Origin of the sequence: Metabacillus litoralis (assembly GCF_020524045.1) — a bacterium.
GTDB classification, from domain to species: Bacteria; Bacillota; Bacilli; order Bacillales; family Bacillaceae; genus Metabacillus; species Metabacillus litoralis_C.
On sequence record NZ_JAIVKL010000005.1, the window covers coordinates 34,302 to 56,659 of the forward strand.

The following is a 22,358-nucleotide window of genomic DNA, read 5'->3' on the forward strand; positions in this document are numbered from 1 at the left end:
ATTGTCTTGAATTAAAGGAATATATATGTAACTAAAATTGATTTTTAACATTCATAGAATATATTCAAAAAATGTTCACAAAGAAAATGGTTAAATCATTGAAGTATAAAACTTCATCTTTTATACTGTAAATATAACAACTAATAGTAAACGGGTGTTCATTAATGCAAACTTTAAAAGAAGAAGTTAGAAATAATATACTTAAAGCAGCACTTAAAGAGTTTGGGCAGTATGGCTATGCTAGTTCTTCAATGAGGCGTATTGCAGGAACTGCAGGTATCACAACAGGAAATATTTATCGCTATTTTAAAAATAAAGATGATCTGTTCAAAGCACTACTTGAACCATCTTATGAAAAATTCATTTCTTACATGTTAGTGATAAAGAATGAGATTGATACAACCTTTACAAAGGATGTGAAAAAAGCCTTTCAATATGTTCGGTTAGTCGATGAAACAGTTGTTGCCTTATTAAAGGAAGATAGTATTGAAATTAAAATATTATTAAATTTGAGTGAAGGTTCAATCTATGAAGAATCAAGGCAGCATTTGATTGATCTTACCATTCAAATTCTTGAAATAATTTTCACAATTAGTAAAGAAACAGACAAGCTTAGTACATTAGATCAAAACATTGTTAACATGCTAGCTACATCAATTATTGAAGGAATGTGTATGATACTTCGTAATTATGATGATGGTGAGACAGTTAAACAATTAGTTGATGAATTGATTCACATATATTCTGTAGGAATTGCTGAAAAACTAAAATAGCTTTTAGCAATATCTTTTTGTGTTAAAAATGAACAAGCGTTTACTAATATTTTTTGTAAAAAAAGGAGCTTTTAAAATGAGAAATGTACTAAAATGGCGTTGGATACTTATGGTTGTTTGGATTATTGTTGCGGTCATGTTAACAGTATTCCAGCCTGATGTTAATAAAATTCTACATGAGCGTGGGCAGGATCCTTTAACAGATGAAAGTCCTTCAAAAATAGCAAGTGAACTTTTGGCGAAAATGTCTGGTGAAAAGGGTACAAGTAATATTATCGTTTTCCATAATGAAGAAAAACTTTCTGACAAGGACATGAATCAAATTGAAGAGGGTATTGAAAATTTACGGGAAAATAAATCGAAACTTGGAATCCTAGATATGATTGATCCGTTTGATACCCCTGAAGCAAAATCATCATTAATATCAGAAAATAACACAACATTAATGGTTAGTTTTAGCCTTGATAAAGGTGATCGTGAAGTTAAAGATATAAAAGAAGAATTAGAACATGAGCTAGAAAATGTTAAAACTGACTTCTATTTAAGCGGCGAGGATTTTATCCAAAATGATTATTTAGAGGCCTCAACTGCTGGTGTTGAGAAGAGTGCATTATTAACGGTTGGCTTTATCTTAGCTGTGCTTATTTTTATGTTTCGATCCGCTCTGATTCCGATTATTTCTTTACTAACAGTGGGTGTGACTTACTTAGTATCGATGGGTATTGCAGCACAAATTATTGATAAGCTAAACTTTCCAGTAACAAGTGTGACGCAAATGCTGCTCGTTTTAATCTTATTTGGAATTGGTACTGATTATAATATTCTTCTTTTTAATCGTTTTAAAGAAGAACTATCCAATGGTTCAACGATTGATGATTCTATTTATACAACTTATCGAACGGCAGGAAAAACAATATTCTATAGTACTTTAACTGTATTTATTGCTTTTGCAGCCCTTAGCTTTTCTGACTTTGGTATTTATAAATCTGCTAATGTAGTTGCGATTGGAACGATTGTATTAATCGTACAAATATATACGTTCACACCGTTTTTTATGAAAACGTTCGGTGAGAAATTATTTTGGCCAGCAAAGCATGATACAGGACATAAAGATAGCAAATTTTGGACGAAGCTAACATCCATTTCTGTTCGCTATCCTATTATTACAACGATCCTCATTATATTAGCAATCATTCCTGTTTTGTTTTTTAGCAAACAAACACTTTCCTTTGATCAATTGAAGGAACTTGGAAATGATTATCCTTCTACAAAAGGTTTTAGTCTTGTGGCTGAAAACTTTAGTAAGGGACAGGCTTTACCTACAAACGTGGTTATAGAAAATGACAAAAAGATGGATAACAATGAATCCTTAGCAGTTCTCGACCATATTACTAAGGAGTTAAAAAATATCGATGGAGTAGATATGGTCTCTAGTGTGACGCAACCACAATCAGAAGAAATCGAGGATTTCTATACAGATAGCCAAACAGAAACTATTACAGATGGAATTGCTGCTTCAACTGAAGGAATTGAAACGATCCAAAATGGATTATCTCAAATGGATTCGCAGTTAGAAGCACCTGATTTTTCTGAAGTTGATCAACTTGTTTCAGGAACAGGCGAAATTCAATCAGGTTATGAAAAATTAACATCTGCAGTTGGACAGCTTGGTAGCGGTATGAAAGAGGGCGCAACAGGAGCTGATGGATTAGCAAATGGGATAAAAGAAATTAACAATGGTTTGTCAGCAATATCTACCAATACAAACAAAATCTCAGCTGGTTTAACAGAGATTCAGAGTCAATATGTTGCATTAAATGAAGGATATAAAACACTAGCTCAGCAACTTCCGAGCCTAGAATCCGGTATGATAGGTCTGAATGGATTAATTACAAAATTAGGTGAAACTCATACCGAGCTTAAAGATGATGAAACATTTATTAGTTTGCAAAAACAAGGTACAGCTCTGCAAGGTGGAATAACACAATTTACTTCAGGGTTAAATAATCTTAATGAAAATTACTCGAAATTAAACACAGCGTTCAATACAACAAACAGTGGTTTAACACAGATTAACGAAGCACAATCGAAAATTGTTGATGGACTATCAGAATTAGAAACAGGAGCACAGAAATTAGCGTCTGGTCTAAGTCAAGGTGCAAGTGGATCTACAGAAATCACTTCAAATATGAAAAAGTTAAATGACGCTCTTTTACAAGTGAAAAATGGACAACAAGAATTAAACGATGGCCTAGGGAAGCTCTCATCTGGAATGGGCAGTTTAAAAGATGGGCTGAATAAAAGTAGTAACGGACTTTTAGATATCGCCGATGGACTAGGACAAGCCAATAGCTTCTTAACTCAATATGAATCAACTAAGACATTCTTTATTCCAAGAGAAGCATTAGAACAAGATCAATTTAAACAAGTGCTAGGTAATTTTATGTCTGATGATCGTAAAATTACCAAACTTATGGTTGTTCTTGAGGATGATCCTTATTCGATGGAAGCAATGGATACAATTGAGAAAATAAATGAGACATTAGCTACAAATGTGAAAGGAACAATATTAGAGAATGCTACGTATGGAGCCGCTGGACCAAGCTCAACCACATACGATACAAACAAAGTTCAAGTAGAATCATTTAATGGCACAGCGATTTTAGTGATTATCGGAGTTTTTATCGTCTTGTTGTTTGTGATAAAGTCGATACTACCGTCAATTTATATCATAGCAGCTCTACTTGCATCCTACTTTATCGCAATGGCAGGAACGAACTTTGTAACCTATCAAATACTTGGAGCGGACGGAGTATCATCCTTTGTGCCTTTCTTTTCCTTTATAATTATAGTCGCTGTAGGCGTTGATTATAGCATATTCTTTATGATGCGCTTTAAAGAATATAATGATATTAATCCAGGAAAAGCTTTAGTAGAGTCAGCGAAGAATATAGGTGGAGTTATTGTTTCAGCCATGATTATCCTCGGCGGGACCTTCGCAACGTTAATACCGTCTGGACTTGTTTTATTAATTGAATTAGCTTCAGCCGTTATTATCGGTTTAATCGTTCTTTGTTTTATTTTATTACCAATGCTTGTTCCAGCTTTAATTATGCTTCCAGAAGCTTTTGCAAAGCGTAAAGATATGAAATAATAAATAATAGAAAGATAAAAGAGACTTAGATTTAATTAAAGAAATCAACAAAAAAGACATAAAAAAATAAGATTATACTGTTTTCTATTATTCAGTTAAGCTAGGAAAATAAGTTCGTTTCATTGCACTTTAGACACTCGGTCCGCCAGGGAAGAAGCTTTATTCTCCTTTGATACGCCTGCTTAAGTCTCAGTTCATCTGCTACTTCTCGGAGGATCTTTAGTGTCTTCTTAGTAGGCAAACTAGGCAAACTCAAAAAAAAACGATTGAAAGATAGCAAATAAAAACCCGAATTATTAGTTGAAAGATTGATTAATCTAACACTTAATAATTCGGGTTTTTCATATGCTTAAATACTTTTGTCGCATCTATTTTTGTTTAAAGTAGACATAGAAATACATAACGGTGTCAGTATTGGCACCGTTATGGTCATGAGATGAAAGGAGAAGTTTATAACTGGTTGCTGCTGACGGACTGGTATGTGAATTCCGACTTCTCAATATATACTATCCTTCCTTATTGTTCTTTTTTTCAATTGGTACAAAGTTCAAAATTTCCTTTGATTCAAAGGTGTCGAAGAGTCTGTTTTGCCATTCGTAATAATCAAGTCTTTCTTCTAGCTTTTGAATATCCATTTCGGCATTCTCACGGGTTTCTTCAGAAGTATTTGGGTCAGATATAAGTTCTTGTAGTTTGGTTATAGATTTTTCCATTGCACTGCTATTTGTTGCAATGGCGGTTCTCCATTTGATTGTAAAAAAATCAAAAAAACATTGATACCAATCTTCTTTGATTGTGTATAAATCCTTCCTTTCTCCTTTTACCCAAACCTTTTCAACCATATTCAAATCAAGTAAGCTTCTCACTGAGTTACTCATACTGGTCTTACTCATCCCGAGCTCTTCTTTCATTTCATCAAGTGTAAGTGGTTTATCTGAATAAAAAAGAAGTCCGTATAATCGACCCGCAGAAGGAGTTATTCCATAAAGGTTCATATTTTGAGCAATGGCATCTATAACCACATTTCTGGTACTTTCTAATGTTTCATTGTCTCTCAACTATTTCACATCCTAAAATGTTTTTTAGTAGTATTTTAATACTACACTACCTATTAATGAAAGAAATGTAAAGGCTACCTTTATCTGAGAAATGGGAGCATTAAGGAGTATTTATAAGGGATTTGTATGTATAGTACGTACAGTTATTTCTGTACGTACTATACATACAAATAAGATGATATATACCGTTTGAACTGAAAATGTTATTTGGTTTATAATTAGAAAGTCCTAAGAGGCTAATTAAATGAGGTGAAAGAATGGAAGAAAACCATATAAAGATTAAGGTCAATGATGTTACCAAGATCTTTGGTAAATCATCAAAAAAGGCCTTACAGTTAGTTAGGGAAGGGAAGTCAAAGGAACAAATTTTAAAGGAAACAGGCTCAACTGTTGGAGTTAACCGAGCATCCTTTGAAGTAAAGGCAGGAGAAATATTCGTTATTATGGGGTTATCTGGAAGTGGAAAATCTACCTTAGTTCGATTACTTAATCGTCTAATTGAACCAACATTAGGGCAAGTTCAAATTGATGGTAAAGATGTTGTAAAGATGAACAAAGAAGAGCTAAGAGAAGTAAGAAGAAAGAAAATAAGTATGGTCTTTCAAAAATTTGCTCTGTTTCCACATAAAACAGTCCTTGAAAACACGGAATATGGATTAGAAATTCAAGGTGTGGTAAAGGAAGAAAGAAGTAAAAAAGCATTAGAAGCACTAGAGTTAGTTGGATTAAAAGGCTATGAAAACCAATACCCTAGTCAGCTTAGTGGTGGAATGCAGCAGCGTGTTGGATTAGCGAGAGCGCTGGCAAATGATCCTGATGTACTTTTAATGGATGAAGCTTTTAGCGCATTGGATCCATTGATTCGAAAAGACATGCAGGATGAGTTGCTAGAATTACAATCTAATATGGAGAAGACCATTGTCTTTATTACCCATGATTTAGATGAAGCTCTTCGTATTGGTGACCGAATCGCCCTTATGAAGGATGGTAACATTGTACAAATAGGTACACCTGAAGAAATATTAATGAGTCCATCTAATGAATATGTTGAGAGATTCGTAGAAGACGTTGATCTTTCGAAGGTATTAACTGCACAACATGTTATGAAGCGTGCTGAGACCGTTCAAATTGATAAAGGTCCACGTGTTGCGCTTAAATTAATGAAGAACTTAGGCATTTCGTCTATATATGTTGTGGATAAACATCAGAAGCTTCTTGGTGTTATTACGGCAAAAGATGCATCAAAAGCAGCTGAAGAAAATCAGTCGATAGAGTACTTCCTAGAAAAAGATACAACTGTCGTTGGAACGGAAACTTTATTAATAGATTTATTTGAAAAAGTGTCAGCTGCAACTATTCCTGTGGCGGTTACAGATGAAAACAACCGATTAAAAGGAATTTTAATTAAGGGTGCTGTTATCGGTGCACTTACGGGAAATGAACAATATATAAATGAGACCGAAGTACCAGAAACTAAGGAGGTGATGTAAGATGGAAGGATTTTTACCGAAGCTTCCCTTAGCAGATTGGATCGATGCTTTAGTTGATTGGATGACAAATACCTTTGATGGATTGTTTGATGGTATATCTACTGGTGTTGAATTTTTTGTTGAAGGAATCGTATCTGGTTTAGGCTTTATCCCTTCTATTCTATTGATCATTCTTATGAGTTTATTATCTTGGAAGGTTTGTAATATAAGAATTGCTTTATTTGCATTAATAGGTTTATTTCTTATTGATAATTTAGGTTATTGGGAAGAGATGTTAGAAACTTTAGCTCTGGTGTTAACCGCTGTGTTAATTTCGATAGTGATTGGGATTCCAGTTGGTATTTGGGCATCACAAAGTGAAAGAGTAAGAAAAGTAGTAACACCTATACTTGATTTGATGCAAACGATGCCAGCATTTGTTTATTTACTACCAGCGATCTTTTTCTTCAGTATTGGAGTGGTACCTGGCGTTATTGCATCAGTTATTTTTGCGATGCCACCAACAATTCGTTTAACAGTACTTGGAATTAAACAGGTGCCAGCAGATTTAATCGAGGCAACAGAAGCATTTGGTTCTACAACAAAGCAAAAGCTCTTAAAGGTACAACTGCCACTAGCTATGCCAACGATTATGGCAGGAATTAATCAAAGTATCATGCTAGCTTTATCAATGGTTGTTATTGCCTCTATGGTAGGAGCTCCAGGACTTGGTACAGAGGTTTATCGTGCTGTAACACAAATTAAAACGGGTGTTGGGTTTGAAGCTGGTCTAGCAATCGTAGTTATTGCTATTTTACTAGACCGCATCACACAAAATATAGGTAAGAAAAAACAAGGAGGAACAGTATAATGATAAAAAAATTAGTAGGTATTACATCAGCACTAACACTAACGTTAGGTTTAGCTGCGTGTGGAGGAAATGAAACAAGCGAATCAACGTCTTCAGAATCAGAAGGATCAACAGCATCTGTAGGAGAACAGCTTGATTATGAAATAGTAGGTATTGATCCTGGTGCAGGTTTAATGAAGCTAACAATTGATGAAGTTCTACCAGAATACGGATTAGATGACTGGGATGTAGTAGAAGGTTCAAGTGCTGCGATGGCTGCAGCTTTGAAGAAGGCATATGACAAAGAGGAGCCAATCATTGTAACAGGTTGGAGCCCACACTGGAAGTTTGCAAGCTATGACTTAAAATACCTTGAAGATCCTAAAGGTATCTATGGTGGAGCTGAAGATGTGAACACGATTGCTCGTCAAGGACTAAAGGAAGATCATCCTGATGCTCATAAGCTTCTTGATCAATTTAACTGGGAGCCAGAACATATTGAAACAGTTATGAACTTAATTCAAGAAGGTAATGAACCGGCTGAAGCAGCAGAGCAATGGGTAAGTGAAAATGAAGAGGTAGTTAGCGCATGGACGGAAGGTGTTAACGAGGTTGAAGGTGAAGAACTTAAGCTTCTTTATGTAGCATGGGATGACGTAATTGCAAGCACACATGTTGTTGGAAATGTTCTAGAAAGTGTTGGATATGAAGTAGAATTAGTTCAAGTTGATGCAGGTCCAATGTGGGCTGGTATTGCAGACGGTAGTGCTGACGCAATGGTTGGCGCATGGTTACCAACAACACATGCTGATTATTATGCTGAATATGAAGGAAACTTTGAGGATCTAGGTGCAAACCTTACTGGAACTAAGCTAGGGTTAGTTGTACCAGCATATATGGATATTGATTCAATTGAGAATTTAAAAGAATAAATAGAGTATTTCTTTCAGACTGTAAACAAACTTGAGAAAAATTGAGTTTGTTTACAGTCTTTTTTATTGTTTTTTTCTTCCTAAACTGTTCATTCTCCTTGTAGTAAGCCTTGCGGGGGAGGAGAGACAAGCAAAAGTTCGTCATATTGTTGATGAAACTCTTTAGCGGGAGGGAAAACTGTTGCTTACATAAATTTGTTCCAGGTGAGATAGTACCATACGTTAGCTTAAGATGTGGCGGAAGAACAAAGCGAATAATGCTATTGACCATAGCGAATTAATTTTTTATAATAAAAGTGGAAATAAACAAACAAAAGTGGTAAAAAATAAACACTAAATTACAGTAAAGCAAAAGTAATTCAAAATAAAGAGGAATTTAAAAGATTAATTTGACAGCGCTTTATTTTTGGTTTGTAGGATTAAAAGCTATATCTATAATTATTAGGAGGTATATTATGGTTCAAAAACAAGCTATTCTAGAGAAAAACGACATTACAAACTATATAGATGTGTTAATGAATAACCTTTCACAAATAAAAGATAACACAGGGGAATTTTTATTGAATTTTGATGGTCTAGTTGTTGATGATAAGAGTTGGAATGTTTGGAACTGGCCTCAAGGTGTTGGCTTGTATGGAATCTTTAAATATTGGAAACTAACAAACAGTCAAAAAGCTTTAGATATTATGACAGATTGGTTTAAAGCTAGATTTGAAGAAGGAGTTCCGCCAAAAAACGTAAACACAATGGCCCCGTTATTAACGTTAGCATATTTATTTGAGGAAACGAAGGACCAGACATTTGTACCTTATTTAGAAAATTGGGCAGAGTGGGTCATGCATGATATGCCACGAACAAAAGAAGATGGTCTTCAACATATGACATATGGTCCAGAAAATAAAAATCAGCTTTGGGATGATACGTTGATGATGACAGTCTTACCTTTAGCTAAGATCGGGAGACTGTTTCATAAACAAGAATATATTGAAGAAGCCAAAAAACAGTTTTTAATTCATATTAAGTATCTAAGTGATCGTAAAACAGGATTATGGTTTCATGGATGGACATTTGAAGAAAATCACAATTATGCAGAAGCATTATGGGGCAGAGGTAATTGTTGGATTACCATTGCTATTCCGGAATTCATTGAAATTCTTGATCTGAAAGAAGGAGATTTTCTAAGAGAATTCCTTATTGATACATTAAAAAGACAAATCGAAGCATTGGCTGAGCTTCAAGATGAAAGCGGATTATGGCATACACTAATTACTGACAAAACATCTTATTTGGAGGCTTCTGCAACAGCGGGATTTGCATATGGTATTTTAAAATCCATTCATAAACGTTATATTGGGCAAGAATATAGAGAAACTGCTTACAAAGCCATTCAGGGAATTGTAGACGAAATAAATGAAGAAGGAGCTCTGCAAAAAGTATCAGTAGGTACTGGTATGGGTGATACGTTAGATTTTTATAAGGAAATTAAAACGACAACAATGCCATATGGACAATCGTTAGCAGTTCTAAGTTTATCTGAGTTTTTACATGAGTTTATCTAAATATTCACTTATGCTTGTGTTTCATCTTTATAATAGATTTAGTTAGAAGTTCTAGCTAAGTCTAGTATAAAGATGTTCAGTTGAGGAATCATTTTGCCAGAACTCTTTGCTTATAATGATAAATTTTTTTGTTGAAAGAAGGGAAGTAGTTTGCTTACTAATACATATCATCTTTGGACAAAAATGGAGTATACATACCCTGTCAAAGGCCTTTTCATACCAAATGTTGTTACATATATTCACGATGAAGATGAGATAACAAGGCCAGCAATGATCGTCGTTCCTGGTGGGGGATATCAAATGGTATCTCCTTCTGAAGGAGAGCTTGTTGCTAAGAAATTTTATAACGAAGGCTACAATACTTTTGTCATCACATATACAACAAATTTATTAGCGCAAAATCCTTTAAAACTGCAACCTTTAAAGGACTTATCCAAAGCAGTTATGTTTCTTCGTAAAAATGCTGAAGTATTTAAAATCATTCCAAATAAGATAGCGATCTGTGGGTTTTCAGCAGGTGGACATTTAAGTGCTAGCCTTGCTGTTCACTATGATGCGAAGGAATTAAAAATCGGTGGTGAATATGAAAATATCAGTAATCGACCAGATGCTGTAATTTTATCTTACCCTGTTATCTCATCTAATTCTTATGTGCATAAAGGTTCTTTTTCAGCATTACTAGGGGAAAATAGAACTAATGAGGAATTGGAATACATGTCAGTAGAAAAACATGTGTCTCAAGATACACCTCCAACATTTCTTTGGCATACAGCTACAGATCAACCTGTACCAGTAGAAAATAGCTATTTATTTGCTAATGCATGTAAGGAACAAAGAGTCCCATTTGAACTTCATGTATTTGGTAATGGGGGGCATGGTTTGTCTTTAGCAAACGAAGATTGGGCTAGTGGGAATTATGAAGGCTTTTATACTATGGAGCAATATATAGAAACGATAGAGTTCTGTGTGAAAAATAACATTGAACTTCCACCTTCCTTAAAAATGATAGGTGAATTTTCAAATGAAATGAGTTTGAAAGAAAGTATCATTCAAGGAATAAAGAATTTTCCACAGCGTCAACATGATAAAGGTATTGCTATTTGGCCTATTCTTGCTCATGAGTGGTTGAAGAAAGTACTTTAGTTTAGGAATTTTAAGTAAAAGGCTAGGTGCGTTATTTAATTTATATTAATGGAGTATTAGTTTTCAAATACCTCTTGAATCTTCATAATATGAGTAGCTTTAGTTCCTTTGATGGGATTAGAGCTTTTTTATTTTCTTTAGAAAGATTAACGAACTGAAGATGTAAAAAAATTAATATATTTAGTCAATATAATAGTATAAAGAGTAACAAATTATATGAAATAATGTAAACGCTAATATTTATATTATAATACATCACTTCCAACATTCACCTTGCAATTTCTTCTTGAAATATTACTAGACAAATAACACTTCTATTTACAAAAAAATACAGATAGAGTAAACAAATAGTTAATTGCATTCTAAGACCATAAACCTGTTGAGTTGGTTAATATATTTAAGGAGGTGAGGTAATCATTAGATAAAAAAGAATCATGGCAACACTAGTTTTGCCCATTTAAGAAGTTGATTTAGCTAATTGAATAATCAAAGTGAGGGGATGATAAAATAATGCTCAGAAAAAAGAAAATGAAGAAACTAATCGGTTCTGTAGCTATTACTACCCTATTAGTGGGGTCAGTCATTACCGTGAGTCCGAATGAATCCAAAGCTGAAGTAATCACAAAAAATATTACAATTGATGGTCAAAATGTAGATGAATATAACAGGTTTAAAGGTTTTGGAACTGTTACAGCAAATAATACATCTCGGTTGATGTTAGATTATAAAGAAGAACACCCAGAGAAATATTGGGAAATTATGAATTTATTATTTAATAAAGAAACAGGTGCTGGTTTAACACATGTGAAAGTAGAATTAGGTGCTGATGTGAATTCTTCTTCTGGAACAGAACCGGCAACAATGCGTTATAGTGATGAGCCAGCGAATGTATTAAGAGGAGCTGGGTTCCAGTTTGCAGCAGATGCAAAATCAATTAATCCTGATATCACAACTGAGATTTTACGTTGGGGTGAACCCAGGTTTACTTGGACTGGTGCTGCGACCAATAATTATGAAAATAGATATCAATGGTACAAAAAGACAATGGACGCGGTAAAAGATGAATATGGATTTAAATTAGATTACATTGGGATTTCCCAGAATGAAAGAGCGCAAAATAATGGTAAAAACGAACTTGATTGGCTTAAATATTTTACTACTTCTATTAAAGAAGAACCAAATTATGAAGCTGACTATAAAAATATTAAACTAGTTGCTTCTGATGGATACCGAGATACAAAAACTATAAGTAGGACTTTGCTTGATCATCCAGATTTAATGGATGAAATTGATGTTATTAGTTCTCATTATGGGCTCACTGGTTCTAATGAGCTTACTGAATTACAAAACAAATTAATAGAAGTAGGAAAGAAACCAAAAGAAGTTTGGGTATCAGAAGGCATAGCACCGATGATCAATGCACGTTATCGCGAAAATATGGAGCCGAATTATCAAGGACTTGGAGGTAAAGCAGGAATTATCGATGTTACCTCACGTATCATTTCAGTGTACTCATGGACAGGGGCAGCAAGCAATCCACTTAATGCTGTTTCATTTGATTTCCAGCCATCAGTTGCTGCTTTTTATGAAGGTTCAGCATACAATCCGAAGCATTTAATTAGTGCATTTGATCCATGGTCTGGTTTTTATGAAGTAGATGGTGGTTTGCAAGGTGTTCGTCATGTGATGAATTTTGTTGGATATGATGATCACACCACACCCGAAAATGAGCGTTGGATGTATGTAAAGGATGCAACTTTTAGTGATGGGAATTTCTTTGATGGTGGTGTTGATGTAGACACAAGTACTCATAACTACCTTACATTAAAAGATCCAGAAACAGATGACTATACAACTGTTTTTGCAAATAATACAAAGAATACTAGAAAATATAAAATAAATACTAAAAACTTAAATGGTAAAGAAAATGCACCAATCTATGTCTGGGAAACGCGTGGTGCAGATGAAGGACAAGCATATGATGCGAATTGGTTTAAAAACATTAATGTTATATCACCCCAAAATGGAGAATATGAAATTGAAGTGAAACCTTATTCAATTGTAACGATTTCTACATTAGATAAAGAGTCAGAAGTAGAAGGTTTTGAATATAAATCACAGCCAGTTGATTTGTCTGAAGACACAATTTTACCTTTACCTTATAAAGATGATTTTGAATATAAACAATATCGTGTTGATGAAAAAGGTAGAGATTACGTTGAAAGAAGAGGAGGAACTCCCCGTTATACAACAGACCAAATTGGTGCTTTTGAAGTTGTGAAAAAAGCGACTAAGCCTGTTTCTGATGACAGTGTAGTGCGTACAAATTTAACGATTCCAGATGCCAAAAAGCATGGGAATATGCTACAGCAGAAAATAAATCCTAATATTATCGGATCAGATTGGTCCGTTTGGGGTGGAAAAGACGGTTCAGAATCTTCTAGTAATCCAAATACAACACTTGGTGATCATCGTTGGGTGAATTATAAGGTTTCTTATGACTTTTTATTAGATACTCATACTCCTGAAGTAGAAGGAAGAAGCAATTATGCTTTAATTGGAGTACGACAAATGAAAGCCGGTGGTGTAGATTCACATGCACCATATAATGCTCGAGTGTATTCAGATGGCAAGTACGAAATTCTTAAATTAGGTAATGTTGTAAAGAGTGGAGAAATTGAACAATTCGATAACGAGATTTGGCATAATTTAGCTCTTGAAGCAAAGGAAAATGTGTTCACACTTTACCTTGATGGAAAAGAAATTGATCAATATACTGATGAGGATTCAACAGTAATGGCTGGAAGAATTGTTCTCGGATCTGGATACTATGAAACTCTTATCGATAATTTACGTGTAGATCCAATTAAGGGATATACCTATGAATCAGAGAAGATAGATAGTGCACAGGGAAATCTATATAAAACCGAGGAAGAAGCTCTAAATAATACTAACTTGTTAAATCCAATTAGCTATATTGGTAAATGGAATTATACACAAGCTGGTTATGCACACTTTAACCGCACACAAATGACCGCAGCAACAGATGTCCCTGTTTGGAATGGAGTGACGGTAGCTCATAATGATTCAACAACAACGCAAGGAACATTAAATAAAATATTTTATTCGGGCAACTGGTCTTCCAATAGTTCAAATGCTTGGAGCTCAGTGGGTGGTTCTTTCGAGATCAAATTTAAGGGAACTGAAATTAGGCTGTTCGGTGTTACAAATCCTTCAAATGGCATAGGCGATGTATATTTAGATGGAAAATTAGTCGGTGAAGCGAATTACCTTAATAACAGTCAAATAAATCAAATGGTATGGTCCTCAAAAAATCTTGAAGATAAAGAACATACATTAAAAGTTGTAGCAAAAGAAAAGTATATCAGCTTTAGTAAAGCAGAAATTGAAACAACTGATCCTATTTTAGCTGTTGAAAAATTAGGTCCTAATGAGATTGTTAAAATTTCTGATGAGTCGCTCATCGGAAACGAAGAAAATACCGTTTACGCTTTTAGAAAAAATACTTCTTGGGGATCAAACAATACAAATGCCTGGGCTAATTTTAATGATGATCCATATCTTTTCATAAACTTTACTGGTTCAGGTATAGATTATCTAGCTGGTAATGAAGAAAAAACACTCTATAATTTCGAGCTTGATGGAGTTGATATGGGGAATTTTGGTGTAGATTCAAGTACAGGCGTAAGATATTCAGTAAGAGGTCTTGAAGAAAAACCACACACCCTTAAAGTGTCACTAAAAGATAATGAAAAGCTAGAAACATTCATGGATTATCGTGGAGTAAATATCTATAGTAAACCTAATACAGATAATCCTAGTAGTAGTATGATTTTTGGATTTGAAGGATCAGGATTCAACTTATTTGGTGCTACTCCTGATGCCTTAATTGATGTGTATGTTGATGACCAATTAGTTGATGAGGATTTTAGGATATATGCTAAAGGTGATAGACAAACCTCTTATCATATTCGAGGATTTAAAGATAAAAAACATACAGCTAAAGTTGTGATTAAAGGTGGAACATTTGTTTTAGACGGTATTGATGTGATTAATGGAAAAAACAAAGTAGAAGTAAATAAAGAAACTTTGCAAAAGTTATACGATGAGCATGAACAGAAAAATCATAAAACCTATACAAAGGAAAGCTGGAAAAACTTCCATAAAGCACTCATGAAAGCAAAATCTGTACTGAAGAACCCACAGTCTACTACAGATAAAGTAGTTGCTGCAAGAGTTTCTCTACAGGATGCCGTCGAAGGTTTAGTTGAAAAAAATGAGTAAGAAGTTCTAACTTTGAGATTTCAGATTCTTCTCTATTAGAAGTAAAATATAAATAATGTTAAAGAGGCTGTCTCATTAGGTCTTTACCTTATGAGACAGTCTCTTTGTTTAGAGATAAAATCCATTGCTACTTAGACAATGGATAGTAGACAATTAAGATAAAATTAATTCTGGAGGGGTATGATGAAAAAAGTTATTGCACTACTAGGTGATTATTATCATCAAGAAGTTAACATTTCTCCTGCTCTTAATCATGTTTTAATAAAGTTAAAAAATGAAGGTGAGCAAATGGAAATTGAATATATAAATACAGAACAATTACCTGAAAAGCTACAAGAACACCCTGATATTGTAGTGCTATACAAAGCAAATAGACTAAATCCAACTGATGAAAAGCCAAGATACTGGATGTGTGAAAAACTTGAAGAGAAAATTTGTCAATATGTTCAGCAAGGTGGTAGTTGGTTTGTTTGGCATTCTGGATTATCTTCCTATGAACATTTAGCGAAATATAATGAAATGGTTCGGGGTAAATTTGATTGTCATCCGAGTGAACACCAGCTTGTTAGTTATCAACCAACAGGAAAAGTCACAACAATAAGAAACCAATTTAGGATTGTGGATGAACATTATTTTGTGACGTGTGATGAAAGCAACACAGATGTGTTTCTTAGAGCTGTTTCAGTTAAAGGCAATACTGTTGCAGGCTGAACTCATGCTTATGGAATGGGAAGAGTTGTTTGTTTAACACCTGCACATAACAAAGAAGCATTGGTTTCCAACGAAATGGTCGACTTATTGGAGAAATCTCTAAAACTATCTTACTTATGATTCCGAGGAGGATCTTGGGTTTTACTTCATTTTATTAACTTTGAAAAAATCATAAAGTAAAAATTTTTCTAAAAGTAGTAAAAATAGTGATATTTATGTAAAAACATACAAATTATGATTAAGTTAATAGCTGCTACAACAAATGGAGGGGAACATTTTGGAATCAGCAGGTTGGACTTCAGGGATATTGCGAATATGTGATTGGATTAGCAAATTTGCCTATCTTAATCTACTATGGATGTTTTTTACACTAATAGGTTTCATCTTTTTTGGAATCGCTCCATCAACTGTAGCTTTATTTTCGATTGTACGTAAATGGATTATGGGAGAGCATAGCATTTCAATTTTTTCCACATTTTGGGATGTTTATAAAACTGAGTTTAAAAAGGCAAATTTACTGTTTGGTACATTGGTAGGTATCATAGGTTTCATGTATATTGATTTGGTGTTAATTAATTCTATGCAAGGAATACTTCACTACATTTTTTTAACTTGCTTTGTTATTATGACTTTTATATTTTCTATTGTCCTTATCTATATTTTTCCGGTGTATGTACATCTTGAAGGGTCCATCCTTCAATACTATAAATCAGCCATTCTACTAGGTACCTCATTTCCATTTCGTACCTTCACAATGATTCTTGCGGTGGGAACAGGTATATTAATAAGTTTGATCTTCCCAGGAGTCGCGTTATTATTCTTCGGGAGTGGCGTAGCTTTTGTTTTAATGTACCTTTCATACTCAATCTTTGTAAGTATGAATTTAAGCACAAATTCATAGATCGTTAATCTTTAGACACCATATATCTGCCATGTTACACAAAGCAAATATAACGGTGTTATTTTTGTTATTCATAAAAAATTGATAGATGAAACAGGTGATCTTTTGTTTGTGGATTCTTGTTTTTTCTTAAGAAAAACTTTGTTGCTTTTAGTCAGATGAAGAAAACGGCACTGTATAAAGTCTAATGGCATCTTTTCTTCTTAGAATAGTACTTATATATGATAAAAACATTGATACTAACGGGTGATTAAGTTAAATAGCAACAATCCTTCAGAAAAGAGCCTTTCTTAAAAGAAGTAAAAATTATTGCAATTTCTATCAAAATACTGTTAAGTATCGAAACAGTTCTTTTTTTATAATGAAGATATATTAAAAGAGAGGTGAGACCAGATGAGTTCGAAGACTGAAGTATCCACATCCTCAAAATTGAAGATAAGAAGAAACAAAGTTAAGACAGAAAGAAGTGAAAATCTAGCAGGGTTTTTATTTGTATCTCCAATGCTTATTGGAGTTTCTGTATTAGTGCTACTGCCGATTTTTGCTACATTTATTTTAAGTTTTTCAGATTGGAAGTTCATTCAAGGAATTGATCAATTAAGATGGGTTGGATTTAGTAATTTTAAAGATTTAATTGAAGATAAGGTATTTTTAAAATCCTTATTAAATAATGGAATCTTCTTATTTACAGTACCAATCTGTATGGCATTTTCATTGTTTTTAGCTGTGGTTATTGATAAAAGCGTTTACATGAAAAGCTACTTCAAAGTTGCATTTTTTATGCCTTATATATCAAGTGTTGTTGCAATAGCGGTTGTTTGGCAAGTATTATTCCATCCTTCTTCAGGTCCTATTAATCAAACATTAATGTCATTAGGTATTGAGAATCCACCATTATGGATTGCTGATCCGAATTTTGCGTTGATATCTGTTATGTTAATTCAAATATGGATTTCGGTTGGCTTTAATTTAATTATCTATATTGCTGGTCTTCAATCGATTCCAAAAGAATTATATGAAGCAGCTGATATGGATGGAGCGAATTCATGGGTAAAGTTTCGTCATATTACCTTCCCAATGGTTTCTCCAACTTCATTTTTCTTACTAATCACAGGAATTATTTCGACGTTTAAGGTATTCGATTTAATTGCAGTTTTAACAAAAGGTGGACCTTTGCATTCAACTAGCATGCTTGTATGGCATCTATATGATACGGCATTCGTTAATTTAGATATTGGATATTCATCTGCAATGGCTGTTATCTTATTCTTTATTGTCTTCTTAATTACAATATTACAATGGGTTGGACAAAAAAGATGGGTTAATTATTAAGGCTCTTTTCAAAATGATTGTTGCTATGTAACTAAAACATGGAGTGAAAACATTGTTGTTTCACTATAAGGGTTTCATTTTATGAAGAAAAGATGCCACTAGACTTAATACAGTGATGTTTGCTTCGAGTATTTAAAAGCAACAAACTTTCGAAAACAGCCATTATTAAGGGGGGGAACTTGATGAGTAAAAAACTAAATATCCAAAAACTTTTTTTTACAATTATCATATTTTTAGTTAGTATTCTGTTTTTATTACCATTTGTATGGATGCTATCAACATCATTTAAGATAGAAGCTGATGTTTTTAAGTTTCCTATTCAGTGGATACCTGAGAGATGGAACGGTATTAATAACTATCAACAAGTTTGGTTTGGAGAATTTCCGTTTTATATTTATTATTGGAATTCTATAAAAGTAGCAGTCCTCACAACAGTCGTTTCTTGTACAGTCTCAGCTTTAGCAGCTTATGGTTTTTCTAAAGTGAAATTTCCTGCAGGTAAATGGTTATTTATTATCGTTTTAGCAACTTATATGGTTCCACCACAAGCTAGTTTAGTTCCACAATTTATTCTTTATCGAAACATTGGGTTGTTTGATAGTCACTTAGGGTTAATATTATTAGGTAGCTTTAGTGTATTAGGAACTTTTATGCTCCGACAATTTTTTATGGGAATTCATAACGAGTACATTGATGCTGCAAAAATTGATGGTGCAGGTCATTGGAGGATTTTTTGGTCAATTGCTTTACCTATCGTGCGTCCTGCAGTTGCAACATATGCAATCTTAAGGTTCATTTGGACTTGGAATGATTATCAAAACCCTTTAATTTTCTTACGATCAGATGCTCTTTATACTATTCAATTGGCCATGCAAAAGTTTACAACAATCAACGGGGAGTTTTATTCATTAATTATGGCTGCTGCAGTGTCTGCTATTCTACCATTATTGATTGTCTTCATGATCGGACAAAAACAAGTAATTGAAGGAATTGCTCTAGGTGGAGTAAAGGGTTAACAAATCAATGATGTAGTAGAAGAAATTTTTGAAAAGTCAAATATTTTCCGATATGAGTAAAATAATTATTATATTAAAGATAAAAGCCTTTGCTATACTTTTTCGTGTAAGGGTTTTCATTGAGGAAGAACTAAATAAGGGGGAGAAATATGATGAAGAAGAAGTTTTGGTCTACATTAGCTGCTTCTACAATGTTAGTTGGGATCCTAGCCGGTTGTACAGGTGGCGGAGAAAGTACCTCTGGAACAGAAAATGATAAGGATAAAAAAGCAACTGATGAAGCTGTGACAATTAAGTTCCACACACATGGAAATGAAGCAAGCTATAATTGGGAAAAAACAATAGCAGCTTTTGAGGAAGAGTACCCTAAAATAGATGTCGATCTTGTTATTCTTAGTGAAAAAGGAGATACCCAAGAAGCAACTCAGAAGTTAGATTTGGCTGCTGCTTCTGGTGAACAATTAGATGTTTTAATGTTTAGTGATCCAGCTAGTTATGCTCAGCGAGTAGCGTTGGGTATGGTAGCGCCAATTGATGAATTTATTGAAGAAGAAGGATACACGTTAAGTGAAGAATATAAAGTGGATACAAAGCTTAATGATAACTATTATGCACTTCCCGGTAAATTCAATCCGTGGTATGTATTGTTAAACAAAAATCATTTAGAAGAAGCAGGATTAGAAGTACCAACTGATTGGACCTGGGATGAATACATGGATTATGCGAAAAAGCTTACAACTGATGATCATTATGGAACATATTTCCACGGTCCACAAGGTGGAGGCTGGTTGGAGTTCATGAAATTGGCTCTCGCTAGTGAAGAAGATAATACAGAATTTATTAAAGCTGATGGTACATCTAATTTTGATAGTCCTCTGTTTAAGAAGACATTAGAAATGCGTGTTCAAATGGAAAAGGTAGATAAATCTGCAACACCTTATACAGATATTATTTCACAGAAGCTTCATTATCGTAATCAGTTCTTTGGTCAAGATGCAAGCATGGTGTTAATTGGTAGCTGGATGAATACAGAATTAGGAGGAACAGAACAATTTCCACTAGACTTTAATGTGGCTGTAGCTCCTTACCCTAAGAATGAAGAAGGAGATGCAGGTGGATATACTCCAGTTACAACTGACTTTATGTCTGTCGCTGCGAATTCGAAGCATAAGAAAGAAGCTTATACATTTATTCGTTGGTACACCTCTGAAGGTCAAATCGTTCAAGGGAAAAATATCCCTTCTTGGAATGGTGTTAGTGAAGAAGAATTAGGATCTATCATCGATGGAATCTTAGCAGATACTGCAACACCTGAAAAGGTAGATAGAGAGTCATTAGTGAATGTATTAAAAGGAGCAAAATCGTCTAAAATCATTCCGCCTGTTCCTTATCAAGCAGAGCTTTACAAAGTTGTAAATGAAGAGTATGAAAAATTAATTTTAGGTGAACAAGAAATTGAGAAAACATTAAAGGCAACACAAGAGAGAGCACAAGAAATTATTGATAATAATAAATAATTGTTGAAAATTGGAAAGGAAATGGCTGCAGCAAAAGCTGACGCCTTTTTCTTTTTGTAATATCAGAATTTATATGTTTTGTACGTAGTTTTGGTGTCTAGCTCCAGCGCCTAGCCCCTCGAGGGAAAAAATAAACCCCTTTTTTCCTAGGTCATAAGCCAATTTGCCATTGAAGGCCAAGAACGCCTTTCATGTCAAATCGTCTTATGCTTGTGGGGGCTGACTAAGGCGCTTGCGCTTTTTTTAAAAGATAAGAAAGTATAGAATTCTGCACGTAGTTTTGGTGTCTAGCTCCAGGCGCCATCGGCTCGAGGTCATAAGCCAATCCGTCAAGAAGGTTAAAGAACAACCTTCCAGCCGGATCGTCTTATGCTTGTCGCCGATAGGCGGGCGCCTTGCGCTTTTCTTAGTAGAGCACGTTTGTTAATTTTAAGAACAAAAGTGAAATAAGGTAGGGTGATAGAATGAATAGAGAGTTAGTTTGGGTTGATGAGGCTTGGAAAAAAGTAAATTCAAAGATTGAGAGAACAAGTGAGAAAATTGGTCCGAATTTTCCGCATGCTAGCGTTGAAGGAACTTACCAATTAGAAGCTCCTTCATGGTGGACAGCAGGATTTTGGCCTGGATTACTTTGGCTGCTTTATCAGGGTACAAAAAATGGTTCCTATAAAGAATTAGCGGAACAATGTGAAAAGAAATTGGATACTGTTATCACAGATTATTATAAGCTAGATCATGATATGGGCTTTATGTGGACGTTAACAAGTGTTGCAAGATATAAACTTTTAAATGAAGAAGACTCTAAAAGACGAGGGCTATTAGTAGCAAATTTATTAATGGGTAGGTTTAATGCTTCAGGAAACTATATTCGTGCTTGGAATCCATGGTATGAAGGAGAAAATAATTCAGGCTGGGCAATTATTGATTGCTTGATGAATCTACCATTATTATTTTGGGCTACAGATGTAACGGGAGATCCTAGATATAGTATTGTTGCTAAAAAGCATGGAGAAACTGTTTTAGATCATTTTATACGAAAAGATGGTTCTGTACATCATATTGTTCGATTTAATCCTGAAACTGGGGAAAGAGTAGAAGCTATTGGTGGTCAAGGCTTTAATCCTGATTCAGCATGGTCTAGAGGAGCAGCATGGGCAATTTATGGTCTATCATTGCTCTATAAATATACAAGTGATGATAAATATCTGCAAGCAGCAAAAAATGTTTCACATTTCTTTATTGCCAATCTACCAGAAGATGCTGTACCACATTGGGATTTTAGGCTTCCTGATCACATTACAAAATATCGTGATTCTTCAGCTGGTGCAATTGCAGCATCAGGTTTACTGTTATTGGCTGATCAAGTAAGTTCAACAGAATCTGCAATTTATAGGAATGCTGGTGCTAGAATACTTAAATCCCTTTACGAGAACTATGGTGCTTGGGATAACCATAATGAAGAAGGCTTAATTCTTAGTGGAACTAGTCACTATCCTGAAGGGAAGAATATTGATGTACCTCTTATTTATGGAGATTACTATTTTGTTGAAGGTCTTGCCAAATTAAGAGGATATACGCAACTTTTTTGATAAAGCTGTATGCGCTAAACTTCTTGCTTATAGTAGCTTGAAGCAAAGA

15 protein-coding genes are annotated in these 22,358 nt (G+C 34.2%); 14 read left to right on the top strand and 1 reads right to left on the bottom strand.

Going from position 1 to position 22,358, the window contains the following annotated elements; genetic code table 11:
• Positions 1-164 precede the first annotated feature (164 nt).
• Positions 165-773 (top strand): TetR/AcrR family transcriptional regulator, encoded by a 609-nt coding sequence (locus tag LC076_RS08775; protein WP_226667776.1) that lies wholly within the window; start codon positions 165-167, stop codon positions 771-773.
• Between the two features lie 76 nt (positions 774-849).
• A complete protein-coding gene (locus tag LC076_RS08780; RefSeq protein ID WP_226667778.1) occupies positions 850-3,927 on the top strand; it encodes an MMPL family transporter in 3,078 nt (1,025 codons plus the stop codon).
• Between the two features lie 506 nt (positions 3,928-4,433).
• Here the strand turns inward: LC076_RS08780 and LC076_RS08785 are convergent.
• Positions 4,434-4,985, bottom strand: coding sequence for a GbsR/MarR family transcriptional regulator (locus LC076_RS08785; RefSeq protein ID WP_226667780.1), 552 nt, complete (start codon positions 4,983-4,985; stop codon positions 4,434-4,436).
• A 257-nt stretch (positions 4,986-5,242) separates the two neighbouring features.
• On the opposite strand from LC076_RS08785, the gene proV reads away from it, so the two are divergent.
• From proV to LC076_RS08845, 12 genes are all read left to right on the top strand, one after another.
• Entirely contained in the window at positions 5,243-6,475 is a 1,233-nt protein-coding gene (proV, locus tag LC076_RS08790) for a glycine betaine/L-proline ABC transporter ATP-binding protein ProV (protein ID WP_226667781.1), read from the top strand.
• Between the two features lies 1 nt (position 6,476).
• Positions 6,477-7,325: an ABC transporter permease gene (locus LC076_RS08795; RefSeq protein WP_226667783.1), complete on the top strand. Its 849-nt coding sequence runs from the start codon at positions 6,477-6,479 to the stop codon at positions 7,323-7,325.
• A complete protein-coding gene (locus LC076_RS08800; RefSeq protein WP_226667785.1) occupies positions 7,325-8,236 on the top strand; it encodes a glycine betaine ABC transporter substrate-binding protein in 912 nt (303 codons plus the stop codon). Before LC076_RS08795 ends, LC076_RS08800 begins: the two co-directional genes overlap by 1 nt.
• Before the next feature lie 455 nt (positions 8,237-8,691).
• A complete protein-coding gene (locus LC076_RS08805; protein ID WP_226667787.1) occupies positions 8,692-9,795 on the top strand; it encodes a glycoside hydrolase family 105 protein in 1,104 nt (367 codons plus the stop codon).
• Positions 9,796-9,945: 150 nt separating this feature from the next.
• A complete protein-coding gene (locus LC076_RS08810; RefSeq protein ID WP_226667788.1) occupies positions 9,946-10,938 on the top strand; it encodes an alpha/beta hydrolase in 993 nt (330 codons plus the stop codon).
• 510 nt (positions 10,939-11,448) lie between these two features.
• Positions 11,449-15,243 carry an S-layer protein gene (locus tag LC076_RS08815; RefSeq protein WP_226667790.1) on the top strand — a complete coding sequence of 1,265 codons (3,795 nt, stop codon included), beginning with the start codon at positions 11,449-11,451 and terminating at the stop codon, positions 15,241-15,243.
• 183 nt (positions 15,244-15,426) lie between these two features.
• Entirely contained in the window at positions 15,427-15,954 is a 528-nt protein-coding gene (locus LC076_RS08820) for a ThuA domain-containing protein (protein WP_226667792.1), read from the top strand.
• Positions 15,955-16,231: 277 nt separating this feature from the next.
• Positions 16,232-16,855 carry a YesL family protein gene (locus LC076_RS08825; RefSeq protein WP_226667794.1) on the top strand — a complete coding sequence of 208 codons (624 nt, stop codon included), beginning with the start codon at positions 16,232-16,234 and terminating at the stop codon, positions 16,853-16,855.
• A gap of 393 nt (positions 16,856-17,248) precedes the next feature.
• The gene (locus tag LC076_RS08830) at positions 17,249-18,187 is read left to right on the top strand and encodes a carbohydrate ABC transporter permease (protein ID WP_226667796.1); all 939 of its coding nucleotides are present in this window, start codon (positions 17,249-17,251) and stop codon (positions 18,185-18,187) included.
• Between the two features lie 182 nt (positions 18,188-18,369).
• Complete coding sequence (locus tag LC076_RS08835; protein WP_226667798.1) at positions 18,370-19,203, top strand: carbohydrate ABC transporter permease; 834 nt, start codon at positions 18,370-18,372, stop codon at positions 19,201-19,203.
• A 152-nt stretch (positions 19,204-19,355) separates the two neighbouring features.
• Positions 19,356-20,720, top strand: a complete 1,365-nt coding sequence (locus LC076_RS08840; protein ID WP_226667800.1) for an ABC transporter substrate-binding protein — start codon at positions 19,356-19,358, stop codon at positions 20,718-20,720.
• Positions 20,721-21,184: 464 nt separating this feature from the next.
• Positions 21,185-22,309 (top strand): glycoside hydrolase family 88 protein, encoded by a 1,125-nt coding sequence (locus tag LC076_RS08845; protein ID WP_226667802.1) that lies wholly within the window; start codon positions 21,185-21,187, stop codon positions 22,307-22,309.
• Positions 22,310-22,358: the final 49 nt, after the last annotated feature.

Bases quoted from the DNA above. Each gene is read 5' to 3' on its own strand.
- LC076_RS08830 (WP_226667796.1), top strand. From the start codon at position 17,249: ATGAGTTCGAAGACTGAAGTATCCACATCCTCAAAATTGAAGATAAGA.
- LC076_RS08805 (WP_226667787.1), top strand. From the start codon at position 8,692: ATGGTTCAAAAACAAGCTATTCTAGAGAAAAACGACATTACAAACTAT.
- LC076_RS08795 (WP_226667783.1), top strand. From the start codon at position 6,477: ATGGAAGGATTTTTACCGAAGCTTCCCTTAGCAGATTGGATCGATGCT.
- proV (WP_226667781.1), top strand. From the start codon at position 5,243: ATGGAAGAAAACCATATAAAGATTAAGGTCAATGATGTTACCAAGATC.
- LC076_RS08780 (WP_226667778.1), top strand. From the start codon at position 850: ATGAGAAATGTACTAAAATGGCGTTGGATACTTATGGTTGTTTGGATT.
- LC076_RS08800 (WP_226667785.1), top strand. From the start codon at position 7,325: ATGATAAAAAAATTAGTAGGTATTACATCAGCACTAACACTAACGTTA.
- LC076_RS08815 (WP_226667790.1), top strand. From the start codon at position 11,449: ATGCTCAGAAAAAAGAAAATGAAGAAACTAATCGGTTCTGTAGCTATT.
- LC076_RS08840 (WP_226667800.1), top strand. From the start codon at position 19,356: ATGAAGAAGAAGTTTTGGTCTACATTAGCTGCTTCTACAATGTTAGTT.
- LC076_RS08820 (WP_226667792.1), top strand. From the start codon at position 15,427: ATGAAAAAAGTTATTGCACTACTAGGTGATTATTATCATCAAGAAGTT.
- LC076_RS08775 (WP_226667776.1), top strand. From the start codon at position 165: ATGCAAACTTTAAAAGAAGAAGTTAGAAATAATATACTTAAAGCAGCA.
- LC076_RS08835 (WP_226667798.1), top strand. From the start codon at position 18,370: ATGAGTAAAAAACTAAATATCCAAAAACTTTTTTTTACAATTATCATA.
- LC076_RS08845 (WP_226667802.1), top strand. From the start codon at position 21,185: ATGAATAGAGAGTTAGTTTGGGTTGATGAGGCTTGGAAAAAAGTAAAT.